We start from the raw sequence: 23,484 nt of genomic DNA on the forward strand, positions 1-23,484 counted from the left end.
CCTGCACAGATATTCGACGCAGCCAGTATTGAGCTGCAACTTGGTGTGTCGGCCGTGGTCGTAAGCGACACCGTGGCAGCGCGCGGCGAGCATCGCAGCCGGGTGGATATCGGCTGCTTCGCTACGTTCATCAAATAGCCTTCATAAGCCTTTGTCACAAAAGGTAAATGCATGCTCAAATTGCGTCGCAGCTTCTGCGCGCCTGGCTATGCTCAATCACGGGGTCTGAAGCATGGCATCGAACGCACAAACCCGTACAATGGCGGGTTATCAGACAATGCTGGTCATGTGCTGTGTTTATAAAAAGCGCGGCGTAATGTTAAAAGTAGTTCCGTTTGCGCTCGTTTGATTTTTTACCTGCCTGGATTGGGCAGTTTTTTATCGTCATTCAATAGATGGACGCGCCTTGTGCGCAGGAAAAGAAGCGTTTTGAAGAAATCCACCGAAGCACCCAAAACAGTCGTTCCGCTCTGGCGTCAACAATTGCACTACCGGCTCAAGGAAGGTGCATTGATCGCCATCGGTGCCTTGTGCCTGTTCCTGATGATGGCTTTGCTGACCTACGGCAAGGACGATCCGGGCTGGAGCCACAACAGCAAGATCGATGACGTACAGAATTTCGGCGGTCCGGCGGGCTCCTACAGCGCCGACATCCTGTTTATGGTGCTCGGTTACTTCGCCTACATCTTCCCGCTGTTGCTGGCGATCAAGGCGTATCAGATCTTCCGTCAGCGCCACGAGCCGTGGCAGTGGAGTGGCTGGCTGTTCTCCTGGCGCCTGATCGGTCTGGTATTTCTGGTGCTGTCCGGCGCGGCGCTTGCGCATCTGCATTTCCATGCGGCCTCCGGCCTGCCGGCGGGTGCTGGCGGTGCGTTGGGCGAAAGCCTCGGTAATCTGGCGAAGAATGCGCTGAACATTCAGGGCAGCACGCTGCTGTTCATCGCGCTGTTCCTGTTCGGTCTGACGGTGTTTACCGATCTGTCGTGGTTCAAGGTGATGGACATCACCGGCAAGATCACCCTCGACCTGTTCGAACTGTTTCAGGGCGCGCTCAATCGCTGGTGGGCGGCACGCACCGAACGCAAGCAACTGGTCGCGCAACTGCGAGAGGTCGACGATCGTGTGCATGACGTGGTGGCGCCAACGGTCACCGATAAGCGCGAACAGGCCAAAGTCAAGGAACGCCTGATCGAACGCGAGCAAGCCCTGAGCAAGCACATGTCCGATCGCGAGAAGCAGGTGCCGCCAGTGATCGCCCCGGCGCCGGCCAAAGCGCCCGAGCCAAGCAAGCGCGTGCAGAAAGAGAAGCAGGTGCCGTTGTTCGTCGACAGCGCCGTGGAAGGCACGTTGCCGCCGATCTCGATCCTCGATCCTGCGGAAAAGAAACAGCTCAATTACTCGCCGGAATCGCTTGCAGCGGTCGGGCACTTGCTGGAAATCAAACTCAAGGAATTCGGCGTCGAAGTCGCGGTGGATTCGATCCATCCCGGCCCGGTGATTACCCGTTACGAAATCCAGCCTGCGGCAGGCGTCAAGGTCAGCCGCATCGCCAACCTGGCCAAGGATCTGGCGCGTTCGCTGGCGGTGACCAGCGTGCGGGTGGTTGAAGTGATTCCAGGCAAGACTACGGTCGGCATCGAGATTCCCAACGAAGACCGGCAGATTGTGCGTTTCTCCGAAGTGCTTTCTACGCCTGAATACGACAACTTCAAATCGCCGGTCACCCTGGCCCTCGGCCACGATATCGGCGGCAAGCCGGTCATCACCGACCTGGCGAAGATGCCGCACCTGCTGGTTGCCGGTACCACCGGTTCCGGTAAGTCCGTGGGCGTGAACGCAATGATCCTGTCGATCCTGTTCAAGTCCGGCCCGGAAGACGCCAAGCTGATCATGATCGACCCGAAGATGCTCGAACTGTCGATCTACGAAGGCATTCCGCACCTGCTGTGCCCGGTTGTGACCGACATGAAAGACGCCGCCAACGCCTTGCGCTGGAGCGTTGCCGAAATGGAGCGTCGCTACAAGCTGATGGCCAAGATGGGCGTGCGTAACCTGTCCGGCTTCAACGCCAAGGTCAAGGAAGCCCAGGATGCCGGTGAGCCGTTGAGCGATCCGCTGTACAAGCGCGAGAGCATCCACGACGAAGCGCCGCTGCTGCAAAAACTGCCAACCATCGTTGTTGTGGTCGACGAATTCGCCGACATGATGATGATCGTCGGCAAGAAGGTTGAAGAGCTGATCGCCCGTATCGCACAGAAGGCCCGTGCCGCGGGCATTCACTTGATCCTCGCGACCCAGCGGCCATCGGTAGACGTGATCACCGGTCTGATCAAGGCCAACATTCCGACCCGTATGGCATTCCAGGTGTCGAGCAAGATCGACTCGCGGACCATTATCGATCAGGGCGGTGCAGAACAATTGCTTGGCCACGGTGACATGCTCTACATGCCGCCGGGCACCAGTCTGCCGATCCGGGTTCACGGTGCGTTCGTGTCCGACGATGAAGTTCACCGTGTGGTCGAGGCGTGGAAACTGCGCGGCGCACCGGAATACAACGACGACATTCTCAACGGTGTTGAAGAGGCCGGCAGCGGTTTTGAAGGCAGCAGCGGTGGCGGCGACGGCGATGATCCGGAAGCCGATGCGTTGTATGACGAAGCCGTACAGTTTGTGCTGGAAAGCCGTCGTGCTTCGATTTCCGCGGTACAGCGCAAGCTGAAAATCGGCTACAACCGCGCAGCCCGAATGATCGAAGCCATGGAAATGGCCGGCGTCGTCACCTCGATGAACACCAACGGTTCTCGCGAGGTCCTTGCTCCGGGCCCGGTTCGCGACTGATCGAAACCCTTTTTGCACAAAGGATGGCGCAATGACGCGCCGTCCTCTCCCAACGAATATTCAAGAGGACTCCCATGCGTCTTATCCGCATGCTGTTGCCAGTACTGGCGCTGACCACGCTCACGGCCCACGCCGATGGCAAGGACGTGGCGCGTCTGACCCAATTGCTGGAAACATCCAAGACCCTGAGCGCGAACTTCTCGCAGTTGACCCTCGACGGCAGCGGCACCCAGTTGCAGGAAACCACCGGCAACATGACCCTGCAGCGTCCGGGCCTGTTCTACTGGCACACCAATGCCCCGGCCGAGCAGACCATGGTCTCCGACGGCAAGAAAGTCACTCTGTGGGACCCGGACCTGGAACAGGCGACTATCAAGAAACTCGACGAGCGCCTGACCCAGACCCCAGCGCTGCTGCTGTCCGGCGACGTGTCGAAGATCAGCCAGAGCTTTGACATCAGCGCGAAAGAGGCGGGCGGTGTGATCGACTTCACCCTCAAGCCGAAAACCAAAGACACCCTGTTCGACAACCTGCGCCTGTCGTTCCGCAACGGTCTGCTCAACGACATGCAACTGATCGACAGTGTCGGCCAGCGCACCAATATCCTGTTTACCGGGGTCAAGGCCAACGAAGCGGTGCCGGCCTCGAAATTCAAGTTCGACATTCCCAAGGGTGCCGACGTTATCCAGGAATAAACCAAAACCCCTTGTAGGAGTGAGCCTGCTCGCGATTCGATCTGTCAGTCACCACTTCGTTGTCTGATCCACCGCTATCGCGAGCAGGCTCACTCCTGCAAAATCAAAAGCATGAATGGCAACCGGTTCAAATAGAGGTTTCAACGCTACGTGATGGATCTGTTTCGCAGTGCACCGATTGCCCAGCCACTGGCCGCGCGTTTGCGTGCGACCAATCTGGACGAGTACGTCGGTCAGGAACACGTGCTCGCGCGTGGAAAGCCGCTGCGTGAGGCGCTGGAGCAGGGTGCTTTGCACTCGATGATCTTCTGGGGGCCGCCGGGCGTGGGCAAGACCACGCTGGCGCGATTGCTCGCGGAAGTCTCCGATGCGCACTTCGAAACGGTCTCGGCGGTGCTCGCCGGGGTCAAGGAGATCCGTCAGGCCGTTGAAATCGCCAAGCAGCAGGCCGGCCAGTATGGCAAGCGTACGATCCTGTTCGTCGATGAAGTCCACCGTTTCAACAAGTCCCAACAGGACGCCTTCCTGCCTTACGTCGAAGACGGCACGCTGATCTTCATCGGCGCCACCACGGAAAACCCTTCGTTCGAACTCAACAACGCCTTGTTGTCGCGCGCCCGCGTCTATGTGCTGAAAAGCCTCGACGAAGCGGCGCTGCGCAAACTGGTGGGCCGCGCGCTGAGCGAAGAACGCGGCCTCGGCAAGCGCAATCTGACCCTCAGCGATGAAGGTTTCCAGATGCTGCTGTCCGCTGCCGATGGCGATGGTCGGCGCCTGCTCAATCTGTTGGAAAACGCCTCGGACCTGGCCGAAGACAACAGTGAGATCGACACCGATCTGTTGCAAAGCCTGCTCGGCGATACCCGTCGCCGGTTCGACAAGGGCGGCGAAGCGTTCTACGACCAGATTTCTGCGCTGCACAAGTCAGTGCGTGGTTCCAATCCTGACGGCGCACTGTACTGGTTCGCGCGCATGATCGACGGCGGCTGTGATCCGCTGTACCTGGCCCGCCGAGTGGTGCGCATGGCCAGCGAAGACATCGGCAACGCCGACCCGCGCGCGCTGAGCCTGTGCCTGGCAGCATGGGAAGTGCAGGAGCGTCTCGGCAGTCCGGAAGGCGAGCTGGCCGTGGCCCAGGCCATCACTTATCTGGCCTGTGCGCCGAAAAGCAACGCGGTGTACATGGGCTTCAAAACCGCGTTGCGCGCGGCGGCGGAAAACGGCTCGCTGGAAGTGCCACTGCACCTGCGCAATGCGCCGACCAAACTGATGAAGCAATTGGGCTATGGCGACGAATACCGCTATGCCCACGATGAACCGGATGCCTACGCGGCCGGCGAAGACTATTTCCCGGAAGAACTCGAACCGATTCCGTTCTATCAGCCCGTGCCGCGTGGTCTGGAATTGAAGATCGGCGAAAAGCTCAATCACCTCGCTCAACTCGACCGTTTAAGCCCAAGACAGCGGAGAAAATAGTGGTCCCATTGATCATTGCGGTGTCTGTCGGCGGGATGGCCGGTACCTTGCTGCGCTTCGCCACCGGCAACTGGATCAGCGCCAATTGGCCGCGGCACTTCTATACCGCGACGCTGGCCGTTAATATCGTGGGCTGTCTGCTGATTGGCGTGTTGTACGGCCTGTTTTTGATACGCCCGGAGGTGCCGATCGAGGTGCGCGCCGGGTTGATGGTCGGCTTCCTCGGGGGGCTGACGACTTTTTCATCCTTTTCACTGGATACGGTGCGCCTGCTGGAAAGCGGGCAGGTGCCGCTGGCCCTGGGCTATGCGGCACTCAGCGTATTCGGCGGGCTGCTCGCGACTTGGGCTGGCCTGTCCCTGACCAAACTTTGATAACGAGAAACCGACATGCTCGATTCCAAACTGTTACGTAGCAACCTTCAGGACGTAGCGGACCGCCTGGCTTCCCGTGGCTTTGCCCTGGACACCGCGCGCATCGAAGCGCTGGAAGAACAGCGCAAGACCGTCCAGACCCGCACCGAAGCACTGCAGGCTGAACGTAACGCGCGGTCCAAATCCATCGGTCAGGCCAAGCAGCGCGGTGAAGACATCGCGCCACTGATGGCGGATGTCGAGCGCATGGCGGGTGAGTTGAGCGCCGGTAAAGTCGAACTGGACGCGATCCAGACCGAACTGGACGCGATCCTGCTGGGCATTCCCAACCTGCCGCACGAATCCGTGCCGGTCGGCAAGGACGAAGACGACAACGTCGAAGTGCGCCGCTGGGGCACCCCGACGCAGTTTGATTTCGAAGTGAAAGACCACGTTGCCCTGGGCGAGAAATTCGGCTGGCTGGATTTCGAAACCGCGGCCAAGTTGTCCGGCGCACGTTTCGCCCTGTTGCGTGGCCCGATCGCCCGTCTGCACCGCGCGCTTGCGCAGTTCATGATCAACCTGCACGTCAACGAGCACGGCTACGAAGAGGCCTACACGCCTTATCTGGTTCAGGCGCCGGCGCTGCAAGGCACCGGTCAATTGCCGAAGTTCGAAGAAGACCTGTTCAAGATCGCTCGCGAAGGCGAAGCCGATCTGTACCTGATCCCGACCGCCGAAGTGTCGCTGACCAACATCGTTGCTGGCGAAATCGTCGATTCGAAGCTGCTGCCGATCAAATTCGTTGCCCACACTCCGTGCTTCCGTAGCGAAGCCGGAGCATCGGGTCGCGACACGCGCGGCATGATCCGTCAGCACCAGTTCGACAAAGTCGAAATGGTTCAGATCGTCGAGCCGTCGCAGTCGATGGAAGCGCTGGAAAGCCTGACCGCCAACGCTGAAAAAGTCCTGCAACTGCTCGGTCTGCCATACCGCACCCTGGCGCTGTGCACCGGCGACATGGGCTTCAGCGCGGTCAAGACGTACGATCTGGAAGTGTGGATCCCGAGCCAGGACAAATACCGCGAAATTTCCTCGTGCTCCAACTGTGGTGATTTCCAGGCTCGCCGCATGCAGGCGCGCTTCCGCAACCCGGAAACCGGCAAGCCAGAGCTGGTACACACCTTGAACGGTTCCGGTCTGGCGGTCGGCCGTACGCTGGTTGCGGTGCTGGAAAACTACCAGCAGGCTGACGGTTCGATCCGTGTACCGGACGTACTCAAGCCGTACATGGGTGGCCTTGAGGTCATCGGCTAAATGAAATATCTGCCGCTGTTTCACAACCTGCGCGGCAGTCGTGTGTTGGTGGTCGGTGGGGGGGAAATTGCCTTGCGCAAATCCCGCCTGCTGGCCGATGCCGGTGCGCTGCTGCGGGTGGTCGCACCTGAAATCGAACCGCAACTGGCCGAACTCGTCGCTGCCAGTGGCGGCGAATGTGTGCTGCGTGGCTATGTTGAGACGGATCTCGATGGCTGCGGGCTGATCATCGCCGCCACCGACGACGAAACGCTCAATGCGCAAGTCTCGACAGACGCGCATCGACGTTGCGTTCCGGTCAACGTAGTCGACGCGCCGGCCCTGTGCAGCGTGATCTTCCCGGCGATCGTCGATCGCTCACCGTTGATCATCGCCGTGTCCAGCGGTGGCGACGCGCCGGTGCTGGCGCGCTTGATTCGCGCCAAGATCGAAACCTGGATTCCCTCGACTTACGGTCATCTGGCCGGGCTCGCTGCGCGGTTTCGCAATCAGGTGAAAAACCTGTTTCCGGATGTGCAGCAGCGTCGCGGTTTCTGGGAAGACGTTTTTCAGGGGCCGATTGCCGATCGGCAACTAGCCGGGCAGGGCGCCGAAGCCGAGCGTCTGCTGCAAGCCAAGATCGATGGCGAAGCAATGGTGACCACCGGCGAGGTCTATCTGGTGGGTGCCGGGCCGGGCGATCCGGATTTGCTGACCTTCAAGGCCTTGCGTCTGATGCAGCAGGCCGATGTGGTGCTCTACGACCGCCTCGTTGCTCCGGCAATCCTCGAACTGTGCCGTCGCGATGCCGAGCGGGTATACGTCGGCAAGCGCCGTTCCGAGCATGCGGTGCCGCAGGAGCAGATCAATCAGCAACTGGTCGATCTGGCCAAGGCCGGCAAGCGTGTCGTCCGGCTGAAGGGCGGCGACCCGTTCATTTTCGGGCGTGGCGGCGAAGAGATCGAAGAGCTCGCGGCTCACGGTATTCCGTTCCAGGTCGTTCCGGGGATTACCGCCGCCAGCGGTTGCGCGGCATATGCCGGGATACCGTTGACTCATCGCGACCACGCGCAGTCGGTACGCTTTGTCACCGGCCACTTGAAGGACGGCTCCACCGATCTGCCATGGTCCGACCTGGTCGCGCCGGCGCAGACGCTGGTGTTCTACATGGGCCTGGTGGGGCTGCCGATCATCTGCGAGCAATTGATCAAGCATGGTCGTTCGGCGGACACCCCGGCGGCGTTGATCCAGCAGGGTACCACGGTCAACCAGCGGGTCTTTACCGGCACGCTGGCCGACTTGCCGCGACTGGTCGCGGAGCACGAAGTACATGCTCCGACACTGGTGATCGTCGGTGAAGTGGTGCAACTTCGCGAGAAACTGGCGTGGTTTGAAGGGGCTCAGGCGCAGGTCTGAAAGACCGAGGCGCCCGCAATCGCCAGCAGGCTGGCTCCCACAGGGATTTGTGCACGACACAGATCCAATGTGGGAGCCAGCCTGCTGGCGATGGGGCCTTCAAAAACACCTGATCTCTTAACCCCGGCGCCAAACCCCTTTGCCCGCCAGCCGTGCCCGATCATGGCCCGCAGTAAAATCCTGCTCCGGCCCCTTCGGCACCACGCCCGTCGGGTTGATGGTCTTGTGACTGCCGTAGTAGTGATTCTTGATGTGCTGAAAATCCACCGTCTCGGCAACACCCTCGATCTGATACATCTCACGCAGCCAGTTCGACAGATTCGGGTAATCGGCAATCCGGCGCAGGTTGCACTTGAAGTGGCCGTGGTACACCGCATCGAAGCGGATCATCGTGGTGAACAGACGCACATCGGCTTCCGTCAGGTACTCGCCGGCCAGATAACGATTGGCGCCCAGCAGTTGTTCCAGATGATCGAGTTCGGCGAATACCTCATCGAACGCTTGTTCATAGGCCTGCTGCGACGTGGCGAAGCCGGCGCGGTACACGCCATTGTTCACTGCCGGATAGATTCGCTCGTTCAACGCATCGATCTCGCTGCGTAACGGCGCCGGGTAGAAGTCGAGGTCATTACCGGTCAGTGCGTCGAATGCGCTGTTGAACATGCGGATGATTTCCGCGGATTCGTTGCTGACGATGCGCTTGAGCTTCTTGTCCCACAGCACGGGGACCGTGACGCGCCCGGTGTAATCAGGCGTGTCGGCGGTATAGCGTTGGTGCATGTAATCGAAGCCGTCGAGCTTGTCGCCGGTCGAGCCGAGCGCTTTGTCGAAGGTCCAGCCGTTTTCCAGCATCAGCCAACTGACCACCGAGACGTCGGTCAGACTTTCCAGGCCCTTGAGCTTGCGCTGGATCAGGGTGCGATGCGCCCACGGGCAGGCGAGCGAAACGTAGAGGTGATAGCGCCCGGCTTCGGCAGCGAAGCCGCCTTCACCGCTCGGGCCCGGCTCGCCGTCGGCGGTGACCCAGTTGCGGCGTTGAGCCTGTTCGCGCTGAAACGCGCCGTCCTTGCTGCTTTCGTACCACTTGTCCTGCCAGCGGCCATCGACGAGTAAACCCATGATTCAGACTCCGTAAACCAATATTCATTGGAGCCGAGTCTATTCCGATGAGTTCGAACAAAAAGCGCAAAGATCGGGCGTGAATGATCGGTTAAATCGATTTGTCTCGCGCGGTCCAGTACTGCTCGGCCGTGGCGAAGGCTTGCTCACGGTTCTGACCAAGGCCGCGCAAGGCCAGTGCCATGGTCGCGATCAAGGCCATTTGCGGATAGCTGTCGACCACCTCACCACGCCACACCGCTTTCAGATGCGCGACATCCAGCGTCGCCGGTTTGACATGGCGTTGCGCCGACAGCTGCGGCCATTCCTCGTCCCAGCTTTGCCCGCCAGTGGTGCCGTAGAGATGGCTGGTGGCGTCCGGGTTGATCTCGATTTCGCCGCCATCGCCCTTGACCACAATCGCGGTGTCGCCGAGCAAGCCGCTGGCATCGCGATGCACTGCCTGATAACCGGGATGGAAAATGCTTTGCAGGCCGCATCGCGCACCCAGCGGGTTGAGAATCCGCGCCAGCGAATGAATCGGCGAACGCAGGCCAAGCGTATTGCGCAGGTCGATCATCTTTTGCAGTTGTGGCGCCCAGTCCACCAGCGGCATGAACGCCAGTCCGCCGTTATCCAGCGCGTCGCCGACCTGCGGCCAGGTACGGCACAACGGGATACTCAGTTCGCCCAGCAATTGTTCGCTGTACAGCCGCCCGGCGGTGTGCGCGCCGCCGCCATGCATGAAGATGCGCACGCCGTTCTGCGCCAGGCACTTGGCGGCCAGCAGATACCATGGCAAATGGCGTTTTTTCCCGGCATAGGTAGGCCAGTCGAGATCAACGTTCAGGGCTGGCGCCTGCAAGCGTTCGCGCAGGGCTTCGGTGAAACCGGCCATTTCCTCGGCACTTTCTTCCTTGTGCCGCAGCAACATCAGAAAAGCGCCGAGCTGGGTGTCTTCGACCTTGTCATCGAGCACCATGCCCATGGCTTCGCGGGCCTCCTCGCGCGTCAGATCACGCGCGCCGCGCTTGCCTTTGCCGAGAATGCGCACGAATTGCGCGAACGGGTGCTCGGCGGGCGTTTCGAGGGTCAATGCTGGGAAGTCGGTCATAGGCAATTCGTCGGTTTGGGCAGGCCCGCCAGTTTTGCGGCGAGTTTGGCAGGGGTGCCTTTGAACAGTCGGTTGAGGTGCAGGCTGTTGCCTTTTTCCGCACCGAGTTTTAACGCGGTGTACTTGATCAGCGGGCGAGTGGCGGGGGATAGCTGGAATTCGGCATAGAAGCTGCGCAGCAATTCGAGGATTTCCCAGTGTTCGGCAGTCAACTCAATATCTTCTGCGGCGGCCAGGGCGCTGGCGACTTCGGCTGACCAGTCGCTCAGATCGACAAGGAAACCGTCCTTGTCCAGTTCGATGGCGCGGGCGCCGACAGTCAGTGCATTCATAACCAGCTGTTGACCTTGTCGTGGTGGATCGACAGCTCGACGAAGGCCGGGTAGTCGATGGCCTCGGCCCAGTCCGGAATCCCGATCGCACGTGCTTGTACATCTTCAAGCAACACAAACAGGCTGATTTTTTTGTCTTGAAGGGCTAAAAACGGCGCGCTACCCGGTTGCAAGGCGTACACCGCATCGCCGGACAACAGCAACGTATCAGTGCTGCCAAGCAAGCGCAGGCAACTGCTCAGGCGATCGTCGCCGAAAGGGGAGTGAGACAACACATGCAAAGTCGACATCAGAGGGTGATCACCTGGTCATAGCGGTCAATAAGGGCGGTGATGTGTTCGGTAGAAAGCGCCTGCGCTTCGTCCAGGGAGAGTTTTCCGAGCCCACGCGCGTTGGCGCTTTCTGCGCAATAAAACAACTCCTCGACCCCGAACATTGGCAACGCTTGCAGATTGGCGCTGAGGTCTTTCTGCTGCAGCGCTTTGGCGTTCTGCCCCGCGGCCAGTTGCAGCACGCCGTCATCGAGAAACAGCAAACCGATCGGCAGATCGAACGCACCACCAGCCAGCACGATGTCCAGCGCTTCGCGAGCGCCGGGGCCAGACCAGGGCGATTGACGGCTGATGATCAACAGTGATGTGGCCATTTACGCGCCTCCGAAGCAGATCAGGCGATCGGCATCCTGCACCGCGTCATGCAACTGACCGAGGCCGGACAATTCCCACGGTGCACTGATCGATACCGCCTCACGCTGATAGCGCTTGGCTTCTTCCGCGTTCAATACACCGCGGCGCAGGGCGGCGGCGATGCACACCACGCCGTCGAGTTTCTGCTCGTCGATGAATGTGCGCCATTGCTTGGGCAGGTCCAGTTCGTCCTGCGGCGTGACCAGCGCGTCGGAGGCGTTATAGACGCCGTCCTGATAGAAAAACAGCCGGACGATTTCATGCCCACTGGCCAGCGCCGCCTGGGCAAACAGCAGGGCGCGGCGCGAGGAGGGCGCATGGGCGGCGGAAAACAGCGCAATGGCGAACTTCATGACGGACTCGATCAGCAAAACTGCGGCCATGATAAAGCTTTATGCAGGCTGCCGCGAAACCGAAGTTGATGCATATCCCTGTAGGAGTGAGCCTGCTCGCGATAGCGGTGTATCGTTCACAAGATATTCGCCTGACACACCGCTATCGCGAGCAGGCTCACTCCTACGATTGGTTACGGCTTGATGCCATACAAATCGCAATATTCCAGCCAATCCATCCCGGCCATTTCCGCGACTTCGCGGTGCACTTCCAGACGCTGCGCCTGATATTCCTCTGGCGAATCTGCCGTCAGTTGCAACGTCAGCTCCCAGGCAAACAACCCCTGATTTTCCGCCTCGGCTTCAAACGCTTCATGCAGTCGTTCTTCACGATACTGCGCCTGGGTTTCACCCTTGGCCTGGGCCAGCAACGGGTTGAGGTGGTCGAGGGTTTCGCGCAATTCGGGACGTGCGTCGAGAAACAATTTCAGAGCATGCTCATGTCGCTGATCGGTAGGCGCCATGTGTTTTCCTTGTAAGACTGATGACTCTAGGGTGCCGCAGCGCTGTGCGTCTGTCGCGCGATAAATGCAGTAAAGCAGAACGATTTCGGCGATTGCGGTGATACAGTCCGCTTTTTTGCCAACGAGCGAATGCGATGCGAATTCTGATGTTAGCGCTGACGGCCACGATGCTCGCCGGCTGTGCGGGTTCGGTGATGAACGATGCCCGGACCAAAACCCCTTATAAGGTTCTGACCTCGGACAAGGCCGAAAAAGTCGTCGCACAGTGCGTGCAGTTTGGCTGGCAGGATGAGGCGGTGTTCGGCGTGGATGCAGCGGCGTATATGGAGCCGCGCAGTTCAGGCGGCACGACGGTGTACACGCGTTCGGCCGAGTCGTTCGTCGACGTAATCACTGACGCTTCGGGCACGACACTGAATTACTACGCGCAGAAGGACGATTTTATTGCCAAGCGCCGGTTGGCGGCGCTGGCTACTTGTCTCTAGCCCAGTTTAGCGGTGCGGCTTGTGCCGCCATCGCGAGCAGGCTCGCTCCCACCCTGGATGTGTGATCGACACCAAACCATTGTGGAGCGAGATTGCTCGCGAAAGCGCCGCTACGCTCACCCTGCAAAGCGCTTCTGAAAGAAATGCCGCTTGTGCCCCGGTGGATAGTCGACGATCTCACCAAATTGGCTATACCCGAGTTTCTTGTAGAACCCGGGTGCCTGGAAGTCGAACGTGTCGAGCCAGGCGCCGATGCAGCCTTTCTCCCGCGCGAGGTCTTCGGCCATGCGCATCAGCTTCGAACCAATGCCTTGACCCCGTCCTGCTTCAGGTACTGAGAGCAGATCGACGAATAGCCATTGGCATGCGAGCCGGCCATACAGCCCGCCGAGAATCTTGCCGTCATCGTCACGTACCAGCAGGGTAAGTGGCTCTGCAACCGCAATTCCGGCCTTCGCCACGTTGTAGGCATGCAGCGGCGCCAAAATGGCTTGTCGTTCGTCTTCTGTAGGATTTTCTGACAACTCGATGCGCAGATTCATGCGGGACTTCCTTGTTTTAGGAACTCGCAGCCTATCCTGCCCGGCGCTCATTTTCCAAGCGCTTGCCCACGCTTTGGAACCGCTTCGCTTGCGCCGGGGTCTAGCGTTTACAGCGTCATTCCCGAACGCCGCCAACAAGGACCCCCATGAATATTTTCGAAGCCCTGCGTGAAAGCCACGAGCGCCAGCGCAGCTACGCCAAAGCCCTGATCGAAACCAGCGGCGACAGTCCGGAGCGGGTCGAGGCCTACAAACAGCTGAAAGCTGAACTGCAAGCCCACGAAACCGCGGAAGAGCGCCATTTCTATATTCCGTTGATGGCAATGGATGAAGGCGTAGACCTGAGCCGTCATGCCATCGCGGAGCACCATGAAATGGACGAAATGATGGAAGAACTCGACGAAACCGAGATGTCCAGCCCCGCGTGGCTGGCGACGGCGAAGAAGCTGTCGGACAAGGTTCATCATCACCTTGAGGAAGAAGAGCATAAGTTCTTTCAGATGGCCGGGAAACTGCTTGATGACAAGCAAAAAGAGCAGTTGGCAGGGCAGTATGAGAAGGAGTTTCAGGCTCAGCTCACCTGAATATCGGACGGCAGCCTTTGTAGTGTTGCGCTGTAATCGTTTGCCGTCATCGCGCGTGGGCGTTGTCGTCTATGACTGTATATGTATCCAGTATTTGCGGCGTTTGGTTGGCAGCAATTCGCTGACCGCGACAAATTCGCCAATGGACAAAAAATTCACCTCCGTTAGCTTGAGGTCCTCTCCTCGGGAAGGAGAGTCATCAATCAATGGAGTGAAAATCATGAATCAGGCAATACCAGAGAACCAACTGAAACACGGCCGCGTGACTTCTCCGGCCAGTCGCGGTGCGGTGGCAATCGATCTCGGCTTGCTGGGTGGCTGGCAGGTCAACGAGATGGAGGGTGGCAAGAACTTTCCGGCGCTGGTGGCAGGGCCGTTTCCGCCACCGTATGAAACCGACTTGGCCAGCGTTGCGCCACCTGCCGACGGTTACATCCTCAGCGGCGGTAAAGACGATGCACGCGACTGTGTGAACTTCACCGATGCCGAGATGAGCAAAAAGCTCGGTCGTCCGTTTGCATGGCCGCTGCTCAATGTCACTGCCGGTCAAACCCTTCAGATCAAATGGCAATACACAGCGCCACACACCACCCGTGGTTATCGCTGGTTGATTACCCGGGATGGCTGGGATCCGCAGCAACGCATCACCCGCTCACAACTCGAGGCGCAACCGTTTTTCGAAGACTTCTATCCGCAGGTCCCGTATTACAGCCATGCGGGGGAATTGAAAGCCAAGGTCGACCACGAGGTGATACTGCCGACAAGCAAAAAGGGTCGTCACGTCATCGTGCTGATGTGGATCGTTGCCAATACTGGTAATGCGTTTTATCAGGCGTTTGATGTTGATTTTAAATGAGGGGGTGATGGCCTCGAGAATAATTGCTTGAAAGGATCAAGCAGTGCTCCATGACGACTTTATCAGTGGAGACTTCATGGCTATTTAACGGTACATGAACGAGCCCGGTAGCGCTGCCGGGCTTTTGTTCAAAGGGCTATGCGTCACTGGAAAACAGAGCAGGCAGCGCCTCCAGCTCGAGGTCGCTCAGATACTCGAGAAGTTTTCGCTGTTGGGTTGCAGATCAGCGAGGAGGGCGAGGAAATAGGCAGTGTCTGTAGGACGGTTCGACATGCTATGTAGGGCGATATATGGTTGGTTTTTTTGTTCAAAGAACCGGGCATTTGCAGGCCCGGAGGCCATCAATGACTAAAGGATCAGGCGTCATGTCCAACACAGCCGAGCGGGTCAATATCGTCGACACTCAGGTGTTGTCCCACGACTGGTATTTATTGAAGAAGATCACCTTTGACTATCACCGCAACAATGGCGAATGGCAGCGTCAGACCCGTGAGGTCTACGATCGCGGAAACGGCGCGGCGATTCTCTTGTTCAACCGCGACAAACGCACGGTAGTACTGACCCGGCAATTCCGCTTGCCGGTGTTCGTCAACGGCCATGACGGGTTGCTGATCGAAGTGGCGGCCGGTTTGCTCGAAGGCGCGGCGCCAGAGCAACGTATCCGCGATGAAGCCGAGGAGGAAACCGGTTATCGCGTGCACGATGTGAAGAAGGTGTTCGAGGCTTACATGAGCCCGGGTTCGGTGACCGAAAAATTGCACTTTTTCATCGCCGAATACGACGCGGCCTCAAAGGTCAGCGACGGTGGCGGACTGGAGGAGGAAACCGAGGAGCTGGAAGTGCTGGAATGGGCATTCGACGAGGCGCTGGCGGCGTTTCAGCGTGGTGAGATCTGCGATGCCAAGACCATCATGCTGTTGCAGTACGCAGCGATGAATAATCTGTTCGGTGCTTGAATCAGAACAGTTCGCCGGTTTTGCCAATGGGCGACCATTGGCCACCCTCAAGGGTCAGCAGCCGCTCTTTTGCTTCAAGCCCGCCGGCGAAACCGGTCAGCTTCCCCGACGCGCCGATCACCCGATGACATGGCGCGACGATGGAGATTGGATTGCGCCCGTTCGCCGCGCCCACGGCCCGTACGGCAGTCGGGTTGCCGATTTGCTCGGCGATCTGGCTGTAGGTGCGGGTTTCGCCGAACGGAATGGTCAGCAATGCAGCCCAGACTTGCCGCTGAAAAGGCGTGCCAGCGAAGTCGAGTTCCAGGTCGAAGCGAACACGAGTCCCGGAAAAGTATTCATCGAGCTGCCGGGCGGTGTTTTGCAGGACCGGATTGCCCGGTGCCTCGCTCATCGGCCCGAGGCGTACCCGATTCGGTTTGTCGTTTTCCCAGAGGATGGCCGCCAGTCGCGAACCGTTCGCTACCAGCTTCAGCTCGCCGACCGGCGAGGGCAGGGTGATGAATGTGTAAGGCATCAGTGCAACCCCGCTGGAAAGTGTGAACAGCGTCCAGCATAGCGGCGCAACAGAGAGGCGCAATACGTAAAGCCGACCATACTGCTGATTGCGCTTGAAACACTGCACGTGGTTTTGCGCCGTCCCCTAAAACAAAAAAGAGATCGACTCATGAAGTACGAACCTTTGGCCAAGTCGCTGATTGCGACGTCCCTGGCACTCAGCTGTCTTATGGCTCACGCCGCGTCGGTGGCACCGGTCGCTGCGGAAAACGGCATGGTGGTCACCGCACAACATCTGGCCACTCATGTCGGCGTCGATGTTTTGAAAAGCGGCGGCAATGCCGTCGATGCGGCGGTCGCGGTGGGCTATGCGCTGGCGGTGGTGTATCCGGCGGCAGGCAACCTCGGTGGCGGCGGTTTCATGACCATTCAATTGGCGGACGGACGCAAGACCTTTCTTGATTTTCGCGAGAAAGCACCGCTGGCGGCAACGGCGAACATGTACCTGGACAAGGACGGCAACGTCATTCCTGAGTTGAGTACCCGCGGGCACCTGGCGGTTGGCGTGCCCGGGACCGTGTCCGGCATGGAGCTGGCACTGAGCAAGTACGGAACCAAAGCGCGAGAGGAAATGATCGCACCGGCGATCAAACTGGCCGAAGACGGTTTTGCCCTGGAGCAGGGCGATGTCGAGCTGCTGGAGTACGCCACGGACGTGTTCAAAAAGGACATGCGTGATTCCGGATCGATTTTCCTGCACAACGGCGAACCGATGCAAGTCGGGCAAAAACTGGTGCAGAAGGACCTCGGCAAAACCCTGCGCAGCATTTCCGAAAAAGGCGCAGACGGCTTCTACAAAGGCTGGGTCGCGGATGCGATTGTGACCTCCAGTCAGGCCAACAAAGGCATCATCACTCAGGCCGACCTCGACAAATACAAGACCCGCGAACTGGCTCCGGTGGAATGCGATTACCGCGGTTATCACGTGGTCTCGGCACCGCCGCCCAGTTCCGGTGGCGTGGTGATCTGCCAGATCATGAACATTCTCGAAGGCTATCCGATGAAGGATCTGGGCTTCCATTCCGCCCAGGGCATGCATTATCAGATCGAAGCGATGCGCCACGCTTATGTTGATCGCAACAGCTATCTCGGCGATCCGGATTTCGTCAAAAACCCGATCGAACATCTGCTGGACAAGAATTACGCGACCAAACTGCGTGACGCGATCCAGCCGCAGAAAGCCGGCGTGTCGGCTGAACTGAAACCCGGCGTCGCGCCACATGAGGGCAGCAACACCACGCACTATTCGATTGTCGACAAGTGGGGCAATGCGGTGTCGGTCACCTACACCCTCAACGACTGGTTCGGCGCGGGCGTGATGGCGAGCAAGACCGGAGTGATCCTCAACGATGAAATGGACGACTTCACCTCCAAGGTTGGCGTGCCGAACATGTACGGTCTGGTGCAGGGCGAGGCCAACGCCATCGCGCCGGGCAAGGCGCCTTTGTCGTCGATGAGCCCGACCATTGTCACCAAGGACGGCAAAGTGGTGATGGTGGTCGGCACGCCGGGCGGCAGCCGGATCATTACGGCGACCTTGCTGACCATGCTCAATGTCATCGACTACGGCATGGGCTTGCAGGAAGCCGTCGACGCTCCGCGTTTCCACCAACAGTGGATGCCCGAGGAAACCAACCTCGAAGACTTCGCCGCCAGCCCCGATACGAAAAAGTTACTTGAGAGCTGGGGCCACAAATTCGCTGGCCCGCAGGACCCTAACCATATCGCTGCGATTCTGGTCGGTGCACCGGCGCTGGGCGGCAAACCGGTGGGCAAGAACCGCTTTTACGGTGCCAACGATCCACGGCGCAATACCGGCTTGTCATTGGGCTATTGAGCGGAGTAAAAAAAGGGGCGGACTCAGGTCCGTCCCATTCTCAAGGACTGATCAAGGAAGGCTCGACATGACCACCGCATTACTGATCATCGACGTCCAGCAGGCTCTGTGTGCTGGTGAATATCAGTGTTTTGAAGTCGACCGCGTGATCTCTGGGATCAATGACCTGAGCCGCCGCGCTCGCGAGGCCGGGGTTCCGGTGGTGCTGATTCAACATGAAGAAAAGGACGGTGCGTTCGTTCGCGATGCAGAGGGTTGGCAACTCGCCGAAGGCTTGCTGATTTCCCCCACAGATCTGCGTGTGAACAAGACCACCGGCGATTCCTTTTACCAGACCGACCTGGGCAAGCTGTTGCCCAGCGAAGATTTCGAGCGCCTGGTGATCTGCGGCCTGCAGACCGATTACTGCGTCAATGCCACCGTGCGCCGCGCCCATGAACTGGGCTATGACGTAGTCGTCGCGCAAGACGCGCATTCGACCGTCGACAACGGTACGATGAGCGCCGAAGACATCATTGCCGAACACAACAAGGACTTCGCCGCCCTCACCGGCTCCGTGGCGCGGACCGACGTCAAGCCAGCGCAAACCATCCACTTCAAATAACACCCGACAACTGTAGGAGTGAGCCTGCTCGCGAAGGCGTCAGCCCAGCCAAATCCTCAGTGCCTGACACACCGCCATCGCCAGCAGGCTGGCTCCCACATTGGTCCTGCGTTGCCCGCAAACTCGAGCCCACCACAAAACCTGTAGGAGTGAGTCTGCTCGCGATGGCGTCAGCCCAGCCAAATCCTCAGTGCCTGACACAGCGCCATCGCCAGCAGGCTGGCTCCCACATTGGTCCTGCGTTGCCCGCAAACTCAAGCCCACCACAAAACCTGTAGGAGTGAGCCTGCTCGCGAAGGCGTCAGCCCAGCCAAATCCTCAGTGCCTGACACACCGCCATCGCCAGCAGGCTGGCTCCCACAGTGATCCTCGTTGTCCTCAAACTCGAGCCCACCACAAAACCCGTAGGAGTGAGCCTGCTCGCGAAGGCGTGAGCCCAGCCAAATCCTCAGTGCCTGACACACCGCCATCGCCAGCAGGCTGGCTCCCACAGTGATCCTGCGTTGCCCGCAAACTCGAGCCCACCACAAAACCTGTAGGAGTGAGTCTGCTCGCGAAGGCCTCAGCCCAGCCAAATCCTCAGTGCCTGACACACCGCCATCGCCAGCAGGCTGGCTCCCACAATGGTCCTCGTTGTCCTCAAACGCGAGCCCACCACAAAACCTGTAGGAGTGAGCCTAGTCGCGATGGCGTCAGCCCAGCCAAATCACCAACAACTGACACATCGCTGCCGCCGATTAACGATCCGCCAGCAACAACCACTCAACCTGCGCCAGTTCCCAGGTACTGAGCAGACTCACCGGGTCCGTGCCATAACGCTGCCACGATTCAAGCGCACCCTCATGGCCTTCAGGACTGCGGGCATATTCACAGTGATGCAATCGTTGACCGGCAAAATCCAGCAGCAGACGCCAGCCTTCGATATCGACCGTGACCAGGCCGGTCGCATCAGGTCCTGCGCAGACGTCCAAAGTCAGGATGCCCAGCGCCGCTTCACGCAGACGCTGACAAACCTCGCGGGCGGTCAAAGATGACGACATGTCGAGCTCAATCAAAAAATGAGGCGCCAGCATAAGGCGCGGCTCGGCACCTGTCAGCGATCACTGGCCCGACACGGAACAATTCCGTAACATTCGCCCCCCTCTTTTTCCGAACACCTGCGGTCGCCGCGTCGGCCGCTCAGTCAGGTAAGCCATGAAACCGATTCGTCTGCGCGCCGATGTCCTGGCCGGACTCACCACCTCGTTTGCCCTGTTGCCCGAATGCATTGCGTTTGCGCTGGTGGCGCACCTCAACCCGCTGATGGGCCTGTACGGCGCGTTCATCATTTGTACACTGACGGCATTGTTCGGTGGGCGGCCGGGCATGGTCTCCGGCGCCGCAGGCTCGATGGCCGTGGTGATCGTCGCGCTGGTGGTTCAGCACGGCGTGCAGTATCTGCTGGCGACGGTGTTGCTCGGCGGTCTGATCATGATGGCGTTCGGGCTGCTACGCCTGGGCAAACTGGTGCGCATGGTGCCGCACCCGGTGATGCTCGGGTTCGTCAACGGTCTGGCAATCATCATTGCCCTGGCGCAACTGGAGCATTTCAAAAACGGTGAAGACTGGCTCAGCGGCACGCCGTTGTACCTGATGACCGGTCTGGTGCTGCTGACCATGGCCATCGTCTACCTCCTGCCGCGCCTGACCCGCGCCGTGCCGCCGGCGCTGGTGGCGATCCTCGGCGTCGGTCTGCTGGTCTACCTGTTCGGCCTGCCAACCCGCACCCTCGGCGACATGGCGCACATTGCCGGCGGCTTGCCGAGCTTTGCGCTGCCGGATATCCCGTGGAATCTCGAAACCCTGCGCATCATCGCGCCCTACGCAATCCTGATGGCGCTGGTCGGTCTGCTGGAAACCCTGCTGACGCTCAACCTCACCGACGAAATCACCGAAACCCGCGGCTATCCGGACCGCGAGTGCGTAGCGCTCGGCGCGGCGAACATGGTCTCGGGCGCATTCGGCGGCATGGGTGGTTGCGCGATGATCGGGCAGACCGTGATCAACCTCAGTTCCGGCGGGCGCGGGCGTTTGTCCGGGGTGGTCGCGGGCGTGCTGATCCTGTTGTTCATTCTGTTCCTGTCACCGCTGATCGAGCGGATTCCGCTGGCGGCGCTGGTCGGCGTGATGTTCGTGGTGTCGCAGCAGACCTTCGCCTGGGCGTCGTTGCGGGTGCTGAACAAAGTGCCGCTCAACGATGTACTGGTGATCATCGCCGTGACCACTATCACCGTGTTCACCGATCTGGCCACCGCTGTGCTCTGCGGCATCGTCATTGCCGCGCTCAACTTTGCCTGGCAGCAGGCGCGCGAACTGTACGCCGACGAGCATCTGGAAGCCGACGGCAGCAAGCTCTATCGCCTGCATGGCACGTTGTTCTTCGCCTCGACCACGCCGTTTCTCAACCAGTTCGACCCGACCAATGACCCGGACCGGGTGACGCTGGATTGCCGGCATCTGAGCTTCGTCGATTATTCAGCCATTGCTGCGCTGAAAACCCTGCGTGAGCGCTACGCCAAGGCCGGCAAGCATTTGCAGGTATTTCATCTGTCGGAGCGCTGCAAGAAATTACTCAAGCGTGCCGGCGTCGATCACGACTGAGGCTGCGCCGGACGCGTCCTTGAGCCAGGTCTTGCCGAGAATGCGCCAGACCTGATCGGCGGAGTAGGGCTTGGCGATGAACTCGAACCCTTCGTAACCGCTGCGCGCCAGCTCTTCGCTGTAGCCGGACGTCAGAATCACCGGCAGATCCGGGCGGCGCCGGCGCAGCTCTTTGGCTAGAGCGACGCCGGTGATGCCCGGCATCACCACGTCGGAAAACACCGCATCGAAGGCCATGGCGTCAGCACCTGCCAGTTGCAGGGCTTCTTCGGCGTTGGTCGCCCAGACCGTCTCGTAGCCCAAGTCCTGCAGAATCTGATTGGCAAAGCGGCCAACATCGAGATTGTCCTCGACCACCAACACCCGGCGCTTTTCGTGCAGCGGCTCTGCGTCGTCATCGTCTGCCGCATCGTTGCATTCCACTTCACTGGCAGGCACTTGTGGCAAGTACAGGGTGAACTCCGTGCCTTCGCCGAGCACGCTGGACACATCGACGTTGCCGCCCGATTGCTTGGCAAAGCCGAACACCTGAGACAAGCCCAATCCGGTGCCTTTTCCGACATCCTTGGTGGTAAAGAACGGTTCGAAGATGTGCTCAAGAGTCTTCGCATCGATGCCGGGGCCACTATCGGCCAGAGCAATCGACACGAACTGCCCGCCGGAGCCGGCGTGGCCGCGAATCGCTGGCAGCGGCTTGTTGCATTCCAGTCGCAGTTTCAACAGACCCTGACCGTTCATGGCATCGCGGGCGTTTAACGCAATGTTGATCAGCGCGGTTTCGAACTGACTCAGGTCGACGCGGATATAGCAGGGATGATCGGGCCGTTCGACGCACACATGAATTTGCGCACCGGTCACCGACTCAAGCATTTCGCCGATGTTTTCCAGACGCTCGCCAGCATCGACCACCTGCGGATTGAGCGGCTGGCGGCGGGCAAAGGCGAGCAACTGGCTGGTCAGCTTGGAAGCGCGTTCTACCGTATCCGACACCGCACGCATATAGCGCTGGCGGCGCTCTTCGGAAAGGTTGGGCTGGCGCAGAAAATCCACTGACGAGCGAATGATCGTCAGCAGGTTATTGAAATCATGCGCGACGCCGCCGGTGAGCTGGCCAATGGCTTCGAGCTTTTGCGACTGGCGCAAGGCTGATTCCGCGTGGGCCAGGCGCAGGCTGCGCTCCTCGACGCGCTGTTCGAGCGTGGCGTTTAGCTCGGCCAGCGCGTTGAGGCCTTCGCGCACGCTGGCATCGGCGCGCACCCGCTCGATGTGCGCCCAGCAGCGTTCGGTCACTTCACTTAACAGCGCCTGTTCGAATTCCGACCAGACCCGCGGCGCCTTGTCGTGGATAGCCATCAGGACAGTCAAGCGACCTTGCTTGATCAGCGGCATGCAGATGGTCGCGGTGATGCCGATGGCCTGGAACGTCGCCGATTCTTCCGGCGGCAGTTCGCTGCGGTTGTCATGGATGACCAGCGGCTTGCCGGCACGCAGCAGGGTCACGGCTTTTTTGCCGAAATCGCGCAACTGATAATGGCCGACAATGCTCGGCGAGCCCGGCGCCGCGTAGTCGCCGCGAATGGTGAAACCGTCTTCGTCGGCATCCATGTCGGCGTAAGCGCAATTGGACAGTTGCAACTGCTCGACCATGAGCCGCGTGCTCGTCGCCAGAATGTCTTGGGCGTCAGTGGCGTTGGTCACGGCCTTGCCGATCGCATCGAGGACCACCAGGCGCTGGTTGAGGTGGACGGTCTGCGTGGTTTCGGTGACGGTGTCGATCATCCCGACGACATTGCCAAGAGAATCGCGAATCGGGCTGTAACAGAAGGTGAAATAGGCCTGCTCCGGGCCGCGGCCGCGTTCGATCATCAGCGCGAAGTTTTCGATATAGGTGGCGCGTCCGGCATAAGCCGCATCGGCGATGGGGCTGATCTCGCTCCAGGCTTCCTGCCAGATATCGCTGAAGGGACGGCCCAATGCATCGGGCTTGTCGCCGAGAATCGGCACAAACGCGTCGTTGTACAGAGTGATCAGTTCCGGGCCCCAAATGATCGCTTGAGGAAAGTGCGAGGCGAGGCAGAGCGAGACAGTGGTCTTGAGTACATCGGGCCAGTGTTGCAACGGACCGAGCGGGCTGTTCGCCCAATCGTGACGTCGAATCTGCTCGGCCATTGCGCCGTTGTCCTGCAACCAGTCTTTCATGGGGGGCTTGTCTTATCCTGACGTCAGCATGTGAAGAAGACCCTCGTGCCGGTGTTTGGTTTC

Annotated in this window: 24 protein-coding genes; 13 read left to right on the forward strand and 11 right to left on the reverse strand. The window is 59.7% G+C overall.

Annotated elements, in window-relative coordinates; all coding sequences use genetic code 11:
• Window positions 1-408 precede the first annotated feature (408 nt).
• From BLU24_RS12460 to cysG, 6 genes are all read left to right on the forward strand, one after another.
• A complete protein-coding gene (locus BLU24_RS12460) occupies window positions 409-2,838 on the forward strand; it encodes a DNA translocase FtsK (protein ID WP_167359897.1) in 2,430 nt (809 codons plus the stop codon).
• A gap of 74 nt (window positions 2,839-2,912) precedes the next feature.
• Window positions 2,913-3,533: an outer membrane lipoprotein chaperone LolA gene (lolA, locus tag BLU24_RS12465; RefSeq protein WP_093100585.1), complete on the forward strand. Its 621-nt coding sequence runs from the start codon at window positions 2,913-2,915 to the stop codon at window positions 3,531-3,533.
• Between the two features lie 153 nt (window positions 3,534-3,686).
• Complete coding sequence (locus tag BLU24_RS12470) at window positions 3,687-5,009, forward strand: replication-associated recombination protein A (protein ID WP_093100587.1); 1,323 nt, start codon at window positions 3,687-3,689, stop codon at window positions 5,007-5,009.
• Window positions 5,009-5,383: a fluoride efflux transporter CrcB gene (gene crcB, locus BLU24_RS12475; protein ID WP_093100589.1), complete on the forward strand. Its 375-nt coding sequence runs from the start codon at window positions 5,009-5,011 to the stop codon at window positions 5,381-5,383. The genes BLU24_RS12470 and crcB overlap by 1 nt, the downstream gene beginning before the upstream one ends.
• Window positions 5,384-5,398: 15 nt before the next feature.
• On the forward strand, window positions 5,399-6,679 hold the full coding sequence (gene serS / locus BLU24_RS12480; protein ID WP_093100591.1) for a serine--tRNA ligase: 1,281 nt from the start codon (window positions 5,399-5,401) through the stop codon (window positions 6,677-6,679).
• Window positions 6,680-8,074, forward strand: a complete 1,395-nt coding sequence (cysG, locus tag BLU24_RS12485; protein ID WP_093100594.1) for a siroheme synthase CysG — start codon at window positions 6,680-6,682, stop codon at window positions 8,072-8,074.
• A gap of 117 nt (window positions 8,075-8,191) precedes the next feature.
• Here cysG and BLU24_RS12490 read toward each other — a convergent pair whose 3' ends face one another.
• From BLU24_RS12490 to BLU24_RS12520, 7 genes are all read right to left on the reverse strand, one after another.
• Window positions 8,192-9,193 (reverse strand): glutathione S-transferase family protein, encoded by a 1,002-nt coding sequence (locus tag BLU24_RS12490; protein ID WP_093100597.1) that lies wholly within the window; start codon window positions 9,191-9,193, stop codon window positions 8,192-8,194.
• A gap of 91 nt (window positions 9,194-9,284) precedes the next feature.
• Entirely contained in the window at window positions 9,285-10,286 is a 1,002-nt protein-coding gene (locus tag BLU24_RS12495; RefSeq protein WP_093100600.1) for a glycosyl transferase family protein, read from the reverse strand.
• Entirely contained in the window at window positions 10,283-10,618 is a 336-nt protein-coding gene (locus tag BLU24_RS12500) for a TusE/DsrC/DsvC family sulfur relay protein (RefSeq protein ID WP_090284330.1), read from the reverse strand. Before BLU24_RS12500 ends, BLU24_RS12495 begins: the two co-directional genes overlap by 4 nt.
• On the reverse strand, window positions 10,615-10,908 hold the full coding sequence (tusB, locus tag BLU24_RS12505) for a sulfurtransferase complex subunit TusB (protein WP_093100603.1): 294 nt from the start codon (window positions 10,906-10,908) through the stop codon (window positions 10,615-10,617). Before tusB ends, BLU24_RS12500 begins: the two co-directional genes overlap by 4 nt.
• Window positions 10,908-11,264, reverse strand: a complete 357-nt coding sequence (gene tusC, locus BLU24_RS12510) for a sulfurtransferase complex subunit TusC (RefSeq protein ID WP_093100606.1) — start codon at window positions 11,262-11,264, stop codon at window positions 10,908-10,910. The genes tusB and tusC overlap by 1 nt, the downstream gene beginning before the upstream one ends.
• Window positions 11,265-11,657 (reverse strand): sulfurtransferase complex subunit TusD, encoded by a 393-nt coding sequence (tusD, locus tag BLU24_RS12515; protein ID WP_093106620.1) that lies wholly within the window; start codon window positions 11,655-11,657, stop codon window positions 11,265-11,267.
• Between the two features lie 173 nt (window positions 11,658-11,830).
• The gene (locus BLU24_RS12520) at window positions 11,831-12,160 is read right to left on the reverse strand and encodes a DUF6388 family protein (protein ID WP_093100609.1); all 330 of its coding nucleotides are present in this window, start codon (window positions 12,158-12,160) and stop codon (window positions 11,831-11,833) included.
• Between the two features lie 134 nt (window positions 12,161-12,294).
• Here BLU24_RS12520 and BLU24_RS12525 point away from each other — a divergent pair, with 134 nt between their 5' ends.
• Entirely contained in the window at window positions 12,295-12,645 is a 351-nt protein-coding gene (locus BLU24_RS12525) for a hypothetical protein (protein WP_093100611.1), read from the forward strand.
• Window positions 12,646-12,761: 116 nt separating this feature from the next.
• On the opposite strand, the gene BLU24_RS12530 is transcribed toward BLU24_RS12525, so the two are convergent.
• The gene (locus BLU24_RS12530) at window positions 12,762-13,187 is read right to left on the reverse strand and encodes a GNAT family N-acetyltransferase (RefSeq protein ID WP_093100614.1); all 426 of its coding nucleotides are present in this window, start codon (window positions 13,185-13,187) and stop codon (window positions 12,762-12,764) included.
• A 146-nt stretch (window positions 13,188-13,333) separates the two neighbouring features.
• Between BLU24_RS12530 and BLU24_RS12535 the strand changes: the two genes are divergently transcribed.
• The 3 genes from BLU24_RS12535 (at window position 13,334) to BLU24_RS12545 (ending at window position 15,583) form a co-directional block, all read left to right on the forward strand.
• Window positions 13,334-13,771 (forward strand): hemerythrin domain-containing protein, encoded by a 438-nt coding sequence (locus tag BLU24_RS12535; RefSeq protein ID WP_093100617.1) that lies wholly within the window; start codon window positions 13,334-13,336, stop codon window positions 13,769-13,771.
• A gap of 220 nt (window positions 13,772-13,991) precedes the next feature.
• Entirely contained in the window at window positions 13,992-14,627 is a 636-nt protein-coding gene (locus tag BLU24_RS12540; RefSeq protein WP_093100620.1) for a lytic polysaccharide monooxygenase auxiliary activity family 9 protein, read from the forward strand.
• A 365-nt stretch (window positions 14,628-14,992) separates the two neighbouring features.
• Entirely contained in the window at window positions 14,993-15,583 is a 591-nt protein-coding gene (locus tag BLU24_RS12545; RefSeq protein WP_093100623.1) for an NUDIX domain-containing protein, read from the forward strand.
• Window position 15,584: 1 nt separating this feature from the next.
• Here BLU24_RS12545 and BLU24_RS12550 read toward each other — a convergent pair whose 3' ends face one another.
• Window positions 15,585-16,100, reverse strand: coding sequence for a methylated-DNA--[protein]-cysteine S-methyltransferase (locus BLU24_RS12550; protein ID WP_093100627.1), 516 nt, complete (start codon window positions 16,098-16,100; stop codon window positions 15,585-15,587).
• A 150-nt stretch (window positions 16,101-16,250) separates the two neighbouring features.
• Here BLU24_RS12550 and ggt point away from each other — a divergent pair, with 150 nt between their 5' ends.
• Together ggt and BLU24_RS12560 are read left to right on the forward strand one after the other, a co-directional pair.
• Window positions 16,251-17,978: a gamma-glutamyltransferase gene (gene ggt / locus BLU24_RS12555; RefSeq protein ID WP_090284310.1), complete on the forward strand. Its 1,728-nt coding sequence runs from the start codon at window positions 16,251-16,253 to the stop codon at window positions 17,976-17,978.
• A 67-nt stretch (window positions 17,979-18,045) separates the two neighbouring features.
• Window positions 18,046-18,582, forward strand: a complete 537-nt coding sequence (locus tag BLU24_RS12560; protein WP_093100630.1) for a cysteine hydrolase family protein — start codon at window positions 18,046-18,048, stop codon at window positions 18,580-18,582.
• Window positions 18,583-19,319: 737 nt separating this feature from the next.
• Here the strand turns inward: BLU24_RS12560 and BLU24_RS12565 are convergent.
• Window positions 19,320-19,622, reverse strand: a complete 303-nt coding sequence (locus BLU24_RS12565) for a DUF7693 family protein (RefSeq protein WP_093106623.1) — start codon at window positions 19,620-19,622, stop codon at window positions 19,320-19,322.
• A gap of 154 nt (window positions 19,623-19,776) precedes the next feature.
• On the opposite strand from BLU24_RS12565, the gene BLU24_RS12570 reads away from it, so the two are divergent.
• On the forward strand, window positions 19,777-21,222 hold the full coding sequence (locus BLU24_RS12570; RefSeq protein ID WP_093100634.1) for a SulP family inorganic anion transporter: 1,446 nt from the start codon (window positions 19,777-19,779) through the stop codon (window positions 21,220-21,222).
• Here BLU24_RS12570 and BLU24_RS12575 read toward each other — a convergent pair.
• Window positions 21,190-23,421 (reverse strand): GAF domain-containing hybrid sensor histidine kinase/response regulator, encoded by a 2,232-nt coding sequence (locus BLU24_RS12575; RefSeq protein ID WP_093100637.1) that lies wholly within the window; start codon window positions 23,419-23,421, stop codon window positions 21,190-21,192. The genes BLU24_RS12570 and BLU24_RS12575 overlap by 33 nt on opposite strands.
• Window positions 23,422-23,484 lie beyond the last annotated feature (63 nt).

The sequence above is a fragment of the Pseudomonas sp. Z003-0.4C(8344-21) genome, from assembly GCF_900104975.1.
Lineage (GTDB): Bacteria > Pseudomonadota > Gammaproteobacteria > Pseudomonadales > Pseudomonadaceae > Aquipseudomonas > Aquipseudomonas granadensis.

Bases quoted from the DNA above. Each gene is read 5' to 3' on its own strand.
- ggt (WP_090284310.1), top strand. From the start codon at position 16,251: ATGAAGTACGAACCTTTGGCCAAGTCGCTGATTGCGACGTCCCTGGCA.
- BLU24_RS12570 (WP_093100634.1), top strand. From the start codon at position 19,777: ATGAAACCGATTCGTCTGCGCGCCGATGTCCTGGCCGGACTCACCACC.
- BLU24_RS12530 (WP_093100614.1), bottom strand. From the start codon at position 13,187: ATGAATCTGCGCATCGAGTTGTCAGAAAATCCTACAGAAGACGAACGA.
- BLU24_RS12520 (WP_093100609.1), bottom strand. From the start codon at position 12,160: ATGGCGCCTACCGATCAGCGACATGAGCATGCTCTGAAATTGTTTCTC.
- BLU24_RS12525 (WP_093100611.1), top strand. From the start codon at position 12,295: ATGCGAATTCTGATGTTAGCGCTGACGGCCACGATGCTCGCCGGCTGT.
- BLU24_RS12540 (WP_093100620.1), top strand. From the start codon at position 13,992: ATGAATCAGGCAATACCAGAGAACCAACTGAAACACGGCCGCGTGACT.
- tusD (WP_093106620.1), bottom strand. From the start codon at position 11,657: ATGAAGTTCGCCATTGCGCTGTTTTCCGCCGCCCATGCGCCCTCCTCG.
- lolA (WP_093100585.1), top strand. From the start codon at position 2,913: ATGCGTCTTATCCGCATGCTGTTGCCAGTACTGGCGCTGACCACGCTC.
- BLU24_RS12495 (WP_093100600.1), bottom strand. From the start codon at position 10,286: ATGACCGACTTCCCAGCATTGACCCTCGAAACGCCCGCCGAGCACCCG.
- BLU24_RS12575 (WP_093100637.1), bottom strand. From the start codon at position 23,421: ATGAAAGACTGGTTGCAGGACAACGGCGCAATGGCCGAGCAGATTCGA.
- BLU24_RS12470 (WP_093100587.1), top strand. From the start codon at position 3,687: ATGGATCTGTTTCGCAGTGCACCGATTGCCCAGCCACTGGCCGCGCGT.
- serS (WP_093100591.1), top strand. From the start codon at position 5,399: ATGCTCGATTCCAAACTGTTACGTAGCAACCTTCAGGACGTAGCGGAC.
- BLU24_RS12560 (WP_093100630.1), top strand. From the start codon at position 18,046: ATGACCACCGCATTACTGATCATCGACGTCCAGCAGGCTCTGTGTGCT.
- cysG (WP_093100594.1), top strand. From the start codon at position 6,680: ATGAAATATCTGCCGCTGTTTCACAACCTGCGCGGCAGTCGTGTGTTG.
- BLU24_RS12500 (WP_090284330.1), bottom strand. From the start codon at position 10,618: ATGAATGCACTGACTGTCGGCGCCCGCGCCATCGAACTGGACAAGGAC.
- BLU24_RS12545 (WP_093100623.1), top strand. From the start codon at position 14,993: ATGTCCAACACAGCCGAGCGGGTCAATATCGTCGACACTCAGGTGTTG.
- BLU24_RS12490 (WP_093100597.1), bottom strand. From the start codon at position 9,193: ATGGGTTTACTCGTCGATGGCCGCTGGCAGGACAAGTGGTACGAAAGC.
- tusC (WP_093100606.1), bottom strand. From the start codon at position 11,264: ATGGCCACATCACTGTTGATCATCAGCCGTCAATCGCCCTGGTCTGGC.
- BLU24_RS12550 (WP_093100627.1), bottom strand. From the start codon at position 16,100: ATGCCTTACACATTCATCACCCTGCCCTCGCCGGTCGGCGAGCTGAAG.
- tusB (WP_093100603.1), bottom strand. From the start codon at position 10,908: ATGTCGACTTTGCATGTGTTGTCTCACTCCCCTTTCGGCGACGATCGC.
- BLU24_RS12535 (WP_093100617.1), top strand. From the start codon at position 13,334: ATGAATATTTTCGAAGCCCTGCGTGAAAGCCACGAGCGCCAGCGCAGC.
- BLU24_RS12565 (WP_093106623.1), bottom strand. From the start codon at position 19,622: ATGTCGTCATCTTTGACCGCCCGCGAGGTTTGTCAGCGTCTGCGTGAA.